This window comes from Acidobacteriota bacterium (assembly GCA_026707545.1).
In the GTDB taxonomy this organism is placed as follows: domain Bacteria; phylum Acidobacteriota; class Thermoanaerobaculia; order Multivoradales; family Multivoraceae; genus Multivorans.
This window is the reverse complement of record JAPOWR010000004.1, coordinates 193,326-206,532: the sequence shown is the minus strand read 5'-3', so window position 1 is coordinate 206,532 and position 13,207 is coordinate 193,326. Positions and strand designations below refer to the sequence as shown.

At 69.0% G+C, this 13,207-nt stretch carries 8 protein-coding genes; 1 reads left to right on the top strand and 7 read right to left on the bottom strand.

The window, feature by feature from the left end:
* Window positions 1-11: 11 nt before the first annotated feature.
* From OXG83_15755 to OXG83_15725, 7 genes are all read right to left on the bottom strand, one after another.
* Entirely contained in the window at window positions 12-1,328 is a 1,317-nt protein-coding gene (locus OXG83_15755) for an amidohydrolase family protein (protein ID MCY3966486.1), read from the bottom strand.
* Window positions 1,329-1,359: 31 nt separating this feature from the next.
* Window positions 1,360-2,748, bottom strand: a complete 1,389-nt coding sequence (locus OXG83_15750; GenBank protein MCY3966485.1) for an amidohydrolase family protein — start codon at window positions 2,746-2,748, stop codon at window positions 1,360-1,362.
* Window positions 2,748-3,668 carry a hypothetical protein gene (locus OXG83_15745; protein ID MCY3966484.1) on the bottom strand — a complete coding sequence of 307 codons (921 nt, stop codon included), beginning with the start codon at window positions 3,666-3,668 and terminating at the stop codon, window positions 2,748-2,750. The genes OXG83_15750 and OXG83_15745 overlap by 1 nt, the downstream gene beginning before the upstream one ends.
* 129 nt (window positions 3,669-3,797) lie before the next feature.
* Window positions 3,798-5,678, bottom strand: a complete 1,881-nt coding sequence (locus tag OXG83_15740; protein MCY3966483.1) for a CRTAC1 family protein — start codon at window positions 5,676-5,678, stop codon at window positions 3,798-3,800.
* On the bottom strand, window positions 5,675-8,506 hold the full coding sequence (locus tag OXG83_15735; GenBank protein ID MCY3966482.1) for a tetratricopeptide repeat protein: 2,832 nt from the start codon (window positions 8,504-8,506) through the stop codon (window positions 5,675-5,677). Before OXG83_15735 ends, OXG83_15740 begins: the two co-directional genes overlap by 4 nt.
* The gene (locus OXG83_15730) at window positions 8,503-10,239 is read right to left on the bottom strand and encodes a penicillin-binding transpeptidase domain-containing protein (protein MCY3966481.1); all 1,737 of its coding nucleotides are present in this window, start codon (window positions 10,237-10,239) and stop codon (window positions 8,503-8,505) included. The genes OXG83_15735 and OXG83_15730 overlap by 4 nt, the downstream gene beginning before the upstream one ends.
* Before the next feature lie 129 nt (window positions 10,240-10,368).
* Window positions 10,369-11,889, bottom strand: a complete 1,521-nt coding sequence (locus OXG83_15725; protein ID MCY3966480.1) for a sulfatase-like hydrolase/transferase — start codon at window positions 11,887-11,889, stop codon at window positions 10,369-10,371.
* Between the two features lie 96 nt (window positions 11,890-11,985).
* Between OXG83_15725 and OXG83_15720 the strand changes: the two genes are divergently transcribed.
* Window positions 11,986-13,182 (top strand): TraB/GumN family protein, encoded by a 1,197-nt coding sequence (locus tag OXG83_15720; protein MCY3966479.1) that lies wholly within the window; start codon window positions 11,986-11,988, stop codon window positions 13,180-13,182.
* Window positions 13,183-13,207: the final 25 nt, after the last annotated feature.

Sequence of the window (13,207 nt, the reverse complement as noted above, 5' to 3'; positions counted from 1 at the left end):
GCGCCTCCCCTTCAGTCCTGCAGGTACAGCTCCCAGAAGCTGGTCTGACCCTCATCCTGCGAGCGGTTCACGATCTTGCCGTCCTTGATCACCATGGACAGGCTACGCAGGTGCGAGATGTGCTCGAGCGGGTTCTCTTCGAGCACGATCAGGTCGGCGAGCTTGCCGACCTCGACCGTGCCCAGGTCGTCCAGCATGCCCATCATCTCGGCACTGTTGCGGGTCGCCGCCTGGATGGCGCCCATCGCCGGGATGCCGTGGAAGACGAACTGTTCGATCTCGAGAATCCCGATCTCGGAGATCGGGTTCGAGTCGCTGCCGGTGGTCAGGCGGATGCCCGCGGCGTATGCCTTGTTGATCACGTCGCGCGCGTGGTTCGCGTACTCCGGGCTGCGCTCGTCGGCGCGGGAGACCCGCACGCGGCCTTCGATGACCTCCGGCGACGCAACGTAGCCGGCCTCCGCGATCAGCCGCTCCCGCTCGACGATGAACTCGTCGCTCAGGTTGCACTGGATCGTCGGGTCGAGGAACATCCCCGCCTCGGCCATCATCCGAATCGTGTCGTCGGAGAGGTCGTTGCCGTGCTCCATGCTCTCGGCGCCGGCCATAGCGGCGATCCGGGCCGTTTCGTCCCCGCCATGGATGGTGACCGGAACGCCGTGCCGGTGCGCTTCCTCGATCCCGGCGATCAACTCCTCGGGCGGCATCCGGCTGCCCAGGAACTTGATGAGCTGGACCCCGTTCGCGATGTTGTCGGCGACGATCGCCCGGATCCCCTCCGGCCCCTTGCCAGTCCGCACCAGCCAGTCCGTGTCGCCGTCGGTCGAGAGCGGCGGGCCGCCGGCGACGATCCGCGGACCGACGAAGACGCCGGCATCGAAGGCCTCCTTCCAGGCCACGTCCATGAAGTCGCGCTCGCCGGTGATCCGCAGCGTCGTGAAGCCGGCCTTCAGCGCGTCCATCGCGTTGCGGCCGGCGCGGATCATGGCCCGCAGCAGCGGCTCGTCGGGCAGCATGCCCTTCGGGTCCGGCAGCAGGTCGCCGAGGTGGGAGTGGTTGTTCCACAACCCCGGAAGGACGTAGGCGCCACGAAGGTCGATGACGCGGCCGTCGTCGCCGGGGTCGGGCGCGGAGGACGACGGCGTGTGGATCGCGCTGATCCGGTTGCCCTCGATGACCACCGCGGCGTCCTCGATCGGCGGCGCGCCGGTGGCGTCGATGACCGTGGCGTTGGTGAGGACGGTCGTCTGGGCGACGGCCCCAATGGGCAGCAGCAGAACGAGAGTTACCAGAAGAACTCCGCGGTTTTTCGTTGTGTTCCGCTTCATCCTTCGTCCCTCCTGCGATCTGCTGATCGCGCTATTGATCCGATGCCGTGTTGCCGCGCTGGAAACCGGCGGCCTCCTCGGACTCAGCGAGGAAACCCTCCGGCAACTCCATCGAGCCGTAGTAGTCCCAGTAGGTCGACGTCCCGAGCTGCGCGTCCAGGTCGACGATGACGCCCCCCTTGAGCACCATCACGGTCTCGCGGATGTTCGAGATGTTCTCGAGCGGGTTGGCCCCCAGGACGACCAGGTCGGCCAGCTTCCCCTCCTCGACCGTGCCGAGATCGTCGAGCAGGCCCTGCATCTCGGCCCCGTTGCGGGTGGCCGCGATGATCGTGTCCATCTCGCTGACGCCGGAGAGGACGAACTGCTCCATCTCGAGGAATCCCATCTCGCCGATCGGCATCGAGTCCGAGCCGATCAGCAGCTTGACGCCCGCCTCGGCCGACTTCTTCAGGATCTCCCGCTGTTCTCGTGCGAACTCCGGCGAACGTTCGTCGGCGAAGGCGACCATCGTCCGCAACCGCGAGATCTCTTCGTCCTCCGCGTAGCCCAACTCGGCCAGCCGCGCCTCCCGCTCCGCGATGTACTCGGCGCTCAGGTTGCAGATGATCGTCGGGTCGTAGAACGTCCCCTTCTCCGCCATCAGCTCGATCGTCTCGTCGGTCAGCCCGTAGCCGTGCTCGAGACAGTCGACTCCGGCCGCGACCGCGGCGTACGCACCCGGCTCGCGGACATGGGAGGTCACGTGAACGCCCAGGTTGTCGGCGGTCTCGACGGCCGCCTCGAGTTCGTCCGGCAGCATCTCGACGCTGAACAGCTTGATCGCCCGGGCGCCGTTCTGGACGCGCCTCCGCACCTCCTTGCGGATGGCGGCCACACCGTCGGCCCCTTCGTCGACCGAACCCCGGTGCCCGGCGGTCGGGCTCACCGGCTCACCGCTGCCGAAGACCCGCGGACCGAGGAAGAAACCCTGGTCGAACGCCAGTCCCCAGGCGACGTCGATGTAGTCCTGCTCGCCCACCGAGCGGATACTGGTAAAGCCGTGGCGTAGCCCGTCGATCGCGTTCAGCCCCGCGCGGATGACCTTGGACGGCACCAGTTCGTCGTCCAGGGCGTGGTTGTGCGGGAACATCACGCTCAGGTGCACGTGCATGTTCCAGAACCCGGGTAGCACCCAGGCGCCATCGAGATCATGAACCTCGGCGCTGTCGCCGGCGCCCGGCGATTCGTACGGTCCCTCTGTAATCGACGCGATCCGCGCGCCCGAGATGACGATCGTCATCCCCTCCTGGACCGGGCCGCCGTTGCCATCGATGATGTTGACGTCGGTCAGGACGATCGTCTGCGCCGCCAGTGGCAGCACCGCGACCGCAAGGCCCGCGGACATCGCCAGCGCCACGCTGAGCGGACGCCTCTTCATCAGTCGACGCCGAAGGCGAAGACCTTTCCTGAGACCGAGGCGCCGCTGATGGCAGGGCCGAAGAAGCCGACGACCGCTGTTGCCTGGCCGCCGTAGTAGAAGGCGTACTCGCCCGGCTTCAGTTGTTGCGAGGTCACTTCGTACACACCGGGAACGACCTTCCTGTACTCCACCTGGCGCAACTGCTTCGGCGGCGAACCCCCCGAGGCACCGGTCCAGAGGTTTACCTTGCCGGTGACCAGGGAGCGCTGGTTCTTCTTCTTCAGCACGTCGAGGGCAATCAGCGGGAACTCGGACGGGTTCACGGCGCCCGCCGTCTGGTAGGACAGGCCCGCCTGCGCCTCCTCGAAGCAGAAGTAGAAGGTCGGCTGCCGCTGGCTCGTGCGGACCTGCGAACGAGCGCCGCTGATCATCGCCTTCGCCTTGGTCGACTTGATGCCGTAGGTCAGGCCCGAGAGAACTCCGCTGCCGGTCTTGGTAGAGGACGTCTGAGTCAGTTCCAGGTCAACCAGCGAACCTCCCTCGGTGAGGAAGATCCCAGGACTCTCGCAGGGGGTTCCCTCGAAGTTCGAGGCGACATTGGCGACCTGGGAGGCGCGCGTCCCGGTCGCCACGTCGAGGGCCGCCGCATCGCTGGCGGCGGGCGCCGGCTCAGCACCGGCGTTCGTCATCGCCTCCAGCACCGCCGGATCCACCTTGGCCTCGGAGAGCGCCACCAAGGCATCGACCGAGGTGTCGAAGTCCGTCCAGGAGGTCTCGATCTTGGCGACGATGACCGATGCCGGAAGTCCGCTCTCTGTCAATCGAACGACATCCGCGTTCGTCAGGACCTCCACCTCGTCCTGGCCGAGCGCCGGCAACGCGGATACGAACAGAAAGACCAGACAGCCAACCAAGCAGAAGGGGCGCCTCTTGCGCATAACAATCCTCCCGTGATTTTTCTAGGCCACAGCAGCCCTGCTCAACACCGTAGCAGGCCGCGGGACTAAACCAACACCTTATCGCGTACGGTGGCGCGACCGTCCGCTGGCCCTCGCCGAAGCCTGGTCTCAGTCTGAAGACGCATACTCCACCTCGACCACCCGGTCGAGTCCGGCGACCTCGACCGCCTGCCGGGTGCCGTCGGGCCAGAGCACTTCGACCCGCTCCAGTTCGTCGACCGACCCGGACGCACCCAGGCCGATCGTTACGACCGGCTCGACCTGGCTCTGATAGCTGCGGGTCGGCATGACGCGGCGCCGCTGGAGCACCGGTCCGGTCGCGGTCCGCTGCTGGACCTCGACCCAGGCGCCGATCGCGTCCCGGTTCACGCGCTCGCCGTCGCCGCGGAGCAGGAACCGCAGCCAGCGGTGGCCGGTCTCCTGGTCGTTGCGCAGCAGCAGCGGCCGATCACCCGTTTGCAGCAGCAGAACATCGACGTCGCCGTCGCCGTCGATGTCGGCGTAGCTCGACCCGCGGCCGACGAGCTCTCGAGTCAGGCCATCGCCCGCCGCCGGCTCAACCGGCACAAAGGTCGCCGCCGCGTCCGGACCGGCGTTCCAGAACAACTGCGGCGCCTGGCGGTACTGCTGGCTCGGCTCGACGATCTCGATGTCGTCCTCGAGGTGGCCGTTGACCTGGAGCAGGTCGAGGCGCCCGTCCAGGTCGTAGTCGAAGAAGAACAGCCCGAAGCTCAGCACGCGGCGGCTCGGCGCGCCGATGCCGGCGGTGATCGCTTCGTCGCTCCACAGCGTGGGGTCGCCCTGGGAAACGTAGAGGGAGGTCATCTCGTTGGCAAAGTTCGCGATCGCGAAGCCGAGCTCGCCGTCGTTGCGGAAGTCGGCGGCGTCGGCGCCCATCGCCCCGGTCGCCGCGCCCTCGCGGCTGTAGGCGAGGCCGTAGCTGCCCCCCTCCTCGGCGAAGACGCCGCTGCCGTCGTTCACGAGCAGGAAGTTCCTCACCGTGTCGTTGGCGACCAGCACGTCGATGTCACCGTCGCCCTCGACGTCCACCGGCGCCAGGCCAAGGGTCTTGGCCACGGGCGTGTCGGTGGCCGGGTTCAGGATGTGCATCCCGGCATCCTCCGAAACATCGGTGAAGGAGCCCGAGCCGTCGTTGCGGTAGAAGTCCATCGTCGTGCCGCCGTAGTTGAGCGGCGGTCCGTAGGCTCGCCCGACGCCGGTCAACTGATAGCCGACCTCGATGTCGATCTCGCGCGACCAGCGGACGTAGTTGCCGACCAGCAGGTCCAGGTCGCCGTCTCCGTCCGCGTCGAAGAGGGCGCTGCTGCTGCTCCACTCGGTATCCGCGCCCGCCACCCCCGCGGAAGCGGTCACGTCCTCGAAGCGGCCCCCTTCCACGTTCCGGAACAGGCGGTTCGGCCCCACCGCGGAGACGAACAGGTCGGCCCAGCCGTCGTTGTCCACGTCGCCGACCGCGACGCCGGTGCCGTAGAAGCTCGTCGCCAGGCCGACTGCGGCGGTGCGGTCGGCGAAGCGGCCGGCGCCGTCGTTCTCGTAGAGCGCCATCGTCGGGCCGGCGTCCGCCTGGGCGTCCCAGGTGGTCGAGTTGACCAGCAGCAGGTCCTGGTCGCCGTCCCGGTCGAAGTCGAAGAAGGCCGCGCCCGCGCCCATCGTCTCCGGCAGCAGGGCCTCGCCCTCGGCGCCGTTGACGTGGACGAAGTCGATGCCCGCTGCCGCCGTGACGTCCGTGAAGGCGACGGCGGGCACCTCCGGCGGCGTCGCCAACGCGCGCGGCGCGGCAACCGGGATCTCCCGAGCCTCCTCGGGCGCCGCCCTGAACACGTAGCGGAGCGCGACGACGATCAGGGCGGCAGCGGCCAGCGCGGCCAGCACCTTGAGCGAGCGAGCGAACGCCCGGCCGATGACCGCGTCGTCCTCGGCTACGAGTTCGTCTTCCGGGGGCTCGCCGCCCGGCGGATCCGGCTTCAACCGCCGCCCTCGGCGACACCCGCGCGGTCGCCCTCAAAGCGCTCAGGCCGATGCAGGTCGTAGATCACGATCGCTTCCGCCGCATGATCGGCGGCCGGGTCGGCGCGGCGCGCGACCGCGATCGCCCGATCGCGGGCGTTGTCGTCCGGCTTGTACTTCGCATGGAGCGCCTGGTGCCGGTCGGACGCCTCGCGGTCACCGAGCTGGGAGTAGATCAGACCCAGGTTGTAGTGGGCGGTCACGTTCTCCGGGTCGATGGCCAGTCCGCGCTCGAACGATTCCCGCGCCTCGTGCAGGCGCTCGGCGCGCGTATCGGCCCGGGCCGGGCCCCGCTCCCGCTTCGCCCGCTCGAAGAGGGCGAGGCCGAGCTGGTTCTGGAGCCGCACGTCGCGGCTGAAGTCGAAGCCCCGCCGCCGCATCTCCTCGCTGTCCGCCTCCAGGATCGAGCGGAAGTTTGCGATCGCCTCGTCCACGGCGCCGTTCTGGAAGTTGACCAGCCCGCTGAACCAGGCCACCGACCACGCCGGGGCCGGCGGCTCGAAGGTGGCGGCCCGTTCGAGCGCGGCGATCGCGTCGTCGGCGACCGTGCCCTGGGCAAGGTAGACGCGGGCGAGGTTGAGGGGCCCATCGGGCCGGCCCAGCTCCTCCACGTGGGTGAAGGCCTCGATCGCCTGCCGCAACTCGCCGCGGCCGGTGCCGCCCTTGCGCAGCAGACCGATGCCGTAGTCGTTCCAACGCTGCCACTCGGGTTTCCCGGGCTGCCGGATGCGCGATTCGGATGCCTCCTCGCGGCCGACCGGGAAGGTGACCGTGTCCCGGGCCAGGTCGAGGATCGGCAGTTCGTTCACCGTCTCCTCGTCGTAGATGTACCGCAGGTACTTCGTGTCGAACTTGCGGTAGCGGAGCGTCGCCTCGACCGTCAGGCTCGTGGCGGCTCCCGCCCGCGGCACCGCCAGCCGGTAGTGGATCACGTCGCCGGCCCCCGGCGGAATCTGGTGATCGTAGAGGGGCACGAAGATGTCCTCGGCGTTGCGGCGGTCGATTCGCGCGCCGTCGCGGTCGAGCATGTAGACGTTGATGAAGTGCGACCAGGGGTCCACCCGGTTGCCCTCGCCCAAACCGCCGCTACGGCCCAGCAGCCGGCCCGCGCCGTCGCGCACGGCGACGTCCAACCAGAGCTGGTTCGAGTCCGCCGTCCCCTGGGTCAGATGGTGGCCCAGGGCGAGCGTGCGCACGACGATCTCCAACAGGTAGTCCTCGCCGGGCTCGAGTGCCGGGATCTCGGGCCGGATCGGAGCGATCAGCTCGTCCTCGATCCCGCCGCCCGGCTTGACGCCGAAGATGTCGACATCGACGACGCCCTCGTTGAACTCCCGGTGCGCCTCGATCACCCAGTCCGGAAAGTCGAGCAGATGCGGAATGCCGGTGTTGGCCGAGGGGAACAGGTGGTCGTGGACCTGCGTGAGGTTCGGCTGCTCGCTCTCGGGGTAGCGCCGGGAACCGAAGTCTTCCGACGGCAGCAGCTCCATGTGGCAGCCGTTGCAGTTCGGTTCGGCCTTCGGCGGGTAGTAGAAGCTCGCCACGCCGTGTCCGGAGACGCCGGAGAGCAGGTGCGAGTCGTAGTGGTTCTGCCCTCGCAGGAACTTGTAATGGTTCAGCTCCTCCGGCAGGTGGACCTTGTGGCAGGTGCCGCAGAACTCGGACGTCGTGTGCAGGGGCTTGAGAAAGGTCCGCTTGTGCAACTCCGGCTTGGCCTTGACCAGCTGATGGTTGACGAACTTGAGGAACGGGGAGTCCGAGAAGGCGAACGGGTAGTGCTGGGGCTCCTCGATCGTGTAGTCGGCGTTGCCGCGGGGGCTGTTGACGTGGGTGATCGCGTGGCACGACGTACAGGTGATGCCGGCGTGGGCCGCCGGCTGGTCAACGTCGAACTCCGGATCGTCGAAGGCGCCCGAGAAGAAGACGACGGGATCGTGGCAGCCGGCGCAGAACCGGGACGCCTGCACGTCGCCCGAGCGCTCGTACGCCTTCTCCCGCGTCTGCTGCACCGAGAAACTGTAGGCGGGGTTGTTGAAGGAACTGAGCCGGTGCATGCTGTAGCCCCAGCGCTCGTGCACGTCGGCATGGCAATCCGCGCAGTAGGCATCGTTCATCAGCGCGCGCTCGGGAATGAAGCCGCCGCTCGCGGTGCGAGCCAGGGAGGGGAAGAAGTACTGCTCTCCCGACTCGGGGCCCTCCACGTTCCAGGCCCGCGGATCCTGGAACTGCAGGACCAGCGCCACGCCGACCAGAACCACGGCGGCGACCGCGACGCGCCCGCCGATCCGCCAGTTGATCCGCTTGCCCGCGAGCCGGTGCAGCACGAACAGCCAGGCCGCAACCAGCGGCGCCAGGACGTGGAGCCAGTAGGCGACGCCGCGCACTGTCGGGTCGTTCACCGTGATCACGCCCTCGATCCGGGTGAGCACGATGCCGCTGAACAGGAGCACGAGCGCCGTCCCGAACAGCGCGTAGCCGACCTTCACCGCCCGCCGGTTGGGGCGGTTGCGGGCGTTGCGCATGTGCGCGAGGCCGAACCAGATGACCGGGACCACGAACAGGCCGCCCACCGCCAGGTGGAGGAGGAACATCGAGATGTAGAACCAGTTCTGGTACGTCTCGCCGGTCGCCGCCTCGGCGACGCGAACGCCAGAGAGATAGAACGAGTTCACCGCCAGCAGCGCGAACAGGCCGAAGACCACCCAGAGGAGCGGCTTCAGCCTGGGGCCGATCGCCGGCCGGTAGCGCCGGCGAGCGGGCCGCTCCCCGCCGCCCGCGCCCGTCGTCACTTGCTCGCCCCGGTCGCCCCGGTCAGCCGCGGCGGAATCCGGGACGCCGTCTCGATCTCGTCGCCGACCAGCCGGTCGAGCGCCCGCAGGAGACGGAAGGTGACCGCGTAACCCGCGCGTCGAACCCGCGCCGACGTCGGTTGACCGGTCACCCGTACCGCGAAGGCGTACCGGGGCGGCTGCCGCTCGTCGGACGGGAAGAAACCGACATAGTTCACGTGGAACGGCTTGTCCGGATCGCGCGCCGTACCCGTCTTCATCGCCACGCGGAGGCGCTTCGGCGCCACCCGGTTCGCCGTGCCGCCCGGCGACACGACGGCGCGCATCGACTCGTGCAGCATCGGCAGCCAGGACGGGTCGAGCACCTCGCGGCCCTGGCGCGGCCCGTCGCCGGCCGGCTTCCTCGGCGAGATGCCCAGAAGTCCGTCCGCCTGGAGCACGAAGCTCGGCTCGTGCCGGCGGCCGTCCGAGAGGGTGGCTGCGAAAAGGGCCGCCCCCAGCGGGGTGATCGAAGCCTCCTCGAGGCCGATGGACAGCTCGCCGAGCCGCTTGCCCGGGTGACGGAACTCGTGCACCACGCCGATCGCGCTCCTCGGCACCGGCTCGCCCCTTCTGCCGCCGATCACGAAGCCGTAGCGTTCGTACTCCTCCACCAGCGCCCGGTCGCCGATGTCCATCGCGAGCCTGGCGAACGCCATGTTGCAGCTACTGGCCATCGCGTCGGAGAGCCCCTTGAGCCGCCCGCCGATCGCGGCGCAGTAGAGCCGCTCACCGTCCATCAGCACGGAACCGCGACAGGTCATGTCGGCGATCTCCCGATCGGGGTCGAGGCCGGCCCGCATCGTCGCGGTCGTCGTGATCAGCTTGGAGATGGACGCCGGTTCCCGCGGATCGAGGATGCTGTCGCCGTTCGACCGCCAGCGGCGGCTCCGGCTGCGGTTGCTGACCGCGGCCAGCACGCCGCCGGAGGGCAACTCCACGATCGCGATCGCTCCCTCCTCCCGGCCCAGCGCCTCGTCGGCCGCACGGCTCCAGGCCCGGTCGATCGTCAGGCGCAGCGCCCGCGCGCCGGCGGCGCCGCTCATCGCCCCAGGTCCGGCGGCGGCGAGGCCTGGCGGCTGCAGGGCCGGAGGCAGCAGGTGGGTCGCCAGCTCGATCGGTACCAGGCCCGCGGGCAGATCCGGCTCCAGCGTCAGCGAACGGTCATCGCCGATCGATCCCAGCGGACGGCCCCGCCGGTCGAAGAGCAGTTGCTGCACACCCGAGGCGTCGACCTCCTGCGCCCGCCGCAGGCGCCGTTCGAATGCCGACGCGGGCGGCGGTTCCTCCGGGGGAGGCGCCGTTGCCGCCTCTCCCTCGGCGTCCGGCTGCGGCGTCTCTTCGTCGACCGCGCGGTTCAGCCCAAGCTCCACCTCCGCCGCGGCCAGCAAGGCTGGCGGCAGATGCTCGGCGTGCTCCTCGTACAGCGCCGCCACCTCACGCCAGCGGCCCTCGCCGGCAGCCTGCCGGGCGGCGAGACCGAGAAGTTCCGGCGCCTGCTCGGCGACGCTCGCGAACTCCTCGGCCGCCGTCGCCGCTTCCGCCAGCCGGAACTCCAGCCGCGCCTGGCCGACGTGCCGCTCCACTCTCCAGGCCGAGTAGCCGGCCACGAGGAGAGCCGCCGCCACAGCGGCCAACACCCGGCGGCGCGGAGGCCAGAGGCCGCGCTCAGCGTTCTTCGGGTGTCCGCTCATCAGCTCGCCGCGCCCGCCGCCAAACCTGTCGCAGACTCCATGTTTGGCCCCAGCCCCCACCTCACCATGATCTTGCACCTGCGGAACTCGCTTCGCTGCGTTCCGCGGCGCAAGCTCCTGGTAGGCGGCTCAGAATACCAACTGCACCCACTCTCCATCGATCTGGGTGATCGTCGAGCGCACTCCCGGCAGGATCGACTCGGAGAGCAGCGTGCCGCGCCAGGAATCGAGCTCGGCCTCCAGCCGCGCGACGACGTCCGGCTGCTCAGCGGCCAGGTTGTTCAGTTCGCCGACGTCCGCGTCGAGGTCGTAGAGCAGGGTGAGCTGGCCGTGAGGCGAATCGGTCGGCCAGCCGTCTTCCGGCGGCTGCAGGCGGCCGTCCCCGCGCAGGTTGTCGGGCCGGAAGTCCGTCCGGTTCAGCTTGATCAGCTTGTACTGCGCGTCCCGGATCGCGAGGCTCGCGCCGGCCCGCCAGTAGAGGTACTCGTGGGGCACGCCGTCGGCTTCTCCCGTCATGTACGGCAGCAGGTTCACGCTGTCTTCCGTTTCCGCCTCTTCGCCCGCGGCTGCGGTGAAGGTCGCTACGTAGTCGAGCGTGATCACCGGATGGCTGAACTCCTGCCCGCCTTCGACCTCTGCCGGCCAGCTCACGATGAACGGGATCCGGACGCCGCCCTCGTGGTGGTAGCGCTTGAAACCGAACAGCGGACCGTTCGAGCAGGCGTTGCCGATGTAGCCGGCGCAGCCGTTGTCGCTGGCGAAGGCGATCAGCGTGTTCTCGTACACGCCCTGAGCCTTCAGCGTCTCGACCACCCGCCGCACGCTCTCGTCGAGCGAAGCGACCATCGCCGCGTAGACCCGCGTCCGCTGATCCTCGATGTGGCGGTACCCCTCGAGGTACTCGGCCGTCGCCTGCAGCGGGGTGTGCGGCGTGGTGTGGCTGAGGTAGAGGAAGAACGGCTCGTCCCCGGCCGCACTGCGCTCGATGAACTCGACCGCCTCGTCGGTGAAGACGTCCGTGAGATAACGCTCGACCTTCTCCTCCTCGAATCCGCGCAGGACCTTGTTCCGGCGCTCCGTCGGCCCCTCTTCGCCGCGACGCGAGCCGTACTCCACGCCGGGCAGGCTGGAGTCGATGAAGATGCTGCCGCCTTCGAGCACACCGAAGTACTCGTCGAAGCCGCGGCTCATCGGGTGGTGGGGATCCTGGTGGCCGAGATGCCACTTGCCGACCATGCCGGTCCGGTACCCGAGCCCCTTCAGACGGTCGGCGAGGGTCGACTCGCCGAGGCTCATGCCGGCGTTCACATCGCGGCCGGCCGGGTTGAACTCCCAGCCGTGGCGCTGCTGGTAACGCCCGGTCATCAGGCCCGCCCGCGACGGGCTACACACCGGGTGGCTGACGTAGCCGTCGGTGAACAGTACGCCGCTCGCGGCCAGCGCGTCGATATGCGGAGTGGAGATGATCTCGCTGCCGTAGATGCCGATGTCGGCGTAGCCGAGATCGTCGGCGAGGATCAGGACGATGTTCGGCGGGCCGGAGCCCGTGTCCGCGGCAGGGGCGTCGGCTTCGGGCGCGCCGCAGGCCCAGGCAAGTGCCGCGGCCGCGAACACCGCCATGATCCTGGAGCATCGGGTCGTCGTCGCCATGGGGAACTCCCTCCGGGTCCAAAGTGCTGTGGATCCGAAGAGCGTACCGGACGCGGGCCCCGCGGGTGCGGTTCGTGGGCTACGCTCCGCGCTGCCATGACCTCTGAAGCCGAAGCCCAGCCGACCGCAGCCGAGCTACCTGCCTCGGTCCAGCGTCTCGAGCTCGAAGACCGCGAGGTCTTCCTGGTCGGCACGGCCCACGTCTCGCCCCAGAGCGTTCGCGACACGAACGAGACGATCGAGGCGATCGAGCCCGACACCGTCTGCGTCGAGCTCTGCGAAGCCCGCTACCAGAACCTGGAAAACCAGGAATCCTGGCGCAAGCTCGACATCTTCCAGGTGCTGCGCGAGGGCAAGGCGGCGCTCCTGCTGAGCTCCTTCCTCATGCACTCCTTCCAGCGCCGCATCGCGCAGCGCTTCGGTATCGAACCCGGCGCCGAGATGCGGGCCGCGATCGCCCAGGCGAGGGACCGCGGCGCCCGCCTGGAGCTGATCGACCGCGACATCCAGATCTCGCTCAAGCGGACCTGGGCTTCGCTCGGCTTCTGGCAACGGGCGAAGGTGATGACCCAGTTGACCGGCAGCGTCTTCGTCGGCGACGACCTGAAGGAAGAGGACATCGAGAAGCTGCGCGACAGCGCCAATCTCACGGACCTGATGAGCGCCCTCGCAGAGGCCCTGCCCAGCGTCAAGGGCGCGCTGATCGACGAGCGCGACGCCTACATGGCCGAGAAGCTCCGCCAGTCGGCCGGTCCGCGGACCGTGGCCGTCGTCGGCGCCGGACACTTGCCCGGCATCACCGGCCTCGCGGACTCCAACTGCGACCTCGAGGAGCTCGAGCATGTGCCCGACCCGCCGGTGTGGCCCCGCGTCGTCGCCTGGCTCGTGCCGATCCTCATCGTCGCTCTCTTCGCCTACGGCCTCGTCTGGGGCGACCGGGAGCGCACCGTCGAGTCGGTGTACATCTGGATTGGGCTGAACGGCGGTCTGGCCGCCCTCGGCGCCGCCATCGCACTCGCCCACCCGGTCACGATCCTCGCCGCGTTCGCCGCCGCGCCACTGACCAGCCTGAACCCGCTGATGGCGGCCGGCTGGGTCGCCGGACTGGTCCAGGCCCTGCTTCGCAAGCCTCTCGTTGCCGACATGGAGAACCTGGCCGACAGCCTGGGTTCGGTCCGCGGCTTCTGGAGCAACCGACTCACCCGCATCCTCCTGGTCGTCGTCCTGTGCAACCTGGGCAGCGTGCTGGCTACCTTCGTCGCCGGCGCGTGGATCACCGCGAGGACACTCTGAAGCTCCAGCAACCACCAAGGAAGAG

Excerpts from the sequence above, each read along its gene's own strand:
- OXG83_15730 (MCY3966481.1), bottom strand. The coding sequence starts at position 10,239 with ATGAGCGGACACCCGAAGAACGCTGAGCGCGGCCTCTGGCCTCCGCGC.
- OXG83_15725 (MCY3966480.1), bottom strand. The coding sequence starts at position 11,889 with ATGGCGACGACGACCCGATGCTCCAGGATCATGGCGGTGTTCGCGGCC.
- OXG83_15755 (MCY3966486.1), bottom strand. The coding sequence starts at position 1,328 with ATGAAGCGGAACACAACGAAAAACCGCGGAGTTCTTCTGGTAACTCTC.
- OXG83_15745 (MCY3966484.1), bottom strand. The coding sequence starts at position 3,668 with ATGCGCAAGAGGCGCCCCTTCTGCTTGGTTGGCTGTCTGGTCTTTCTG.
- OXG83_15750 (MCY3966485.1), bottom strand. The coding sequence starts at position 2,748 with ATGAAGAGGCGTCCGCTCAGCGTGGCGCTGGCGATGTCCGCGGGCCTT.
- OXG83_15720 (MCY3966479.1), top strand. The coding sequence starts at position 11,986 with ATGACCTCTGAAGCCGAAGCCCAGCCGACCGCAGCCGAGCTACCTGCC.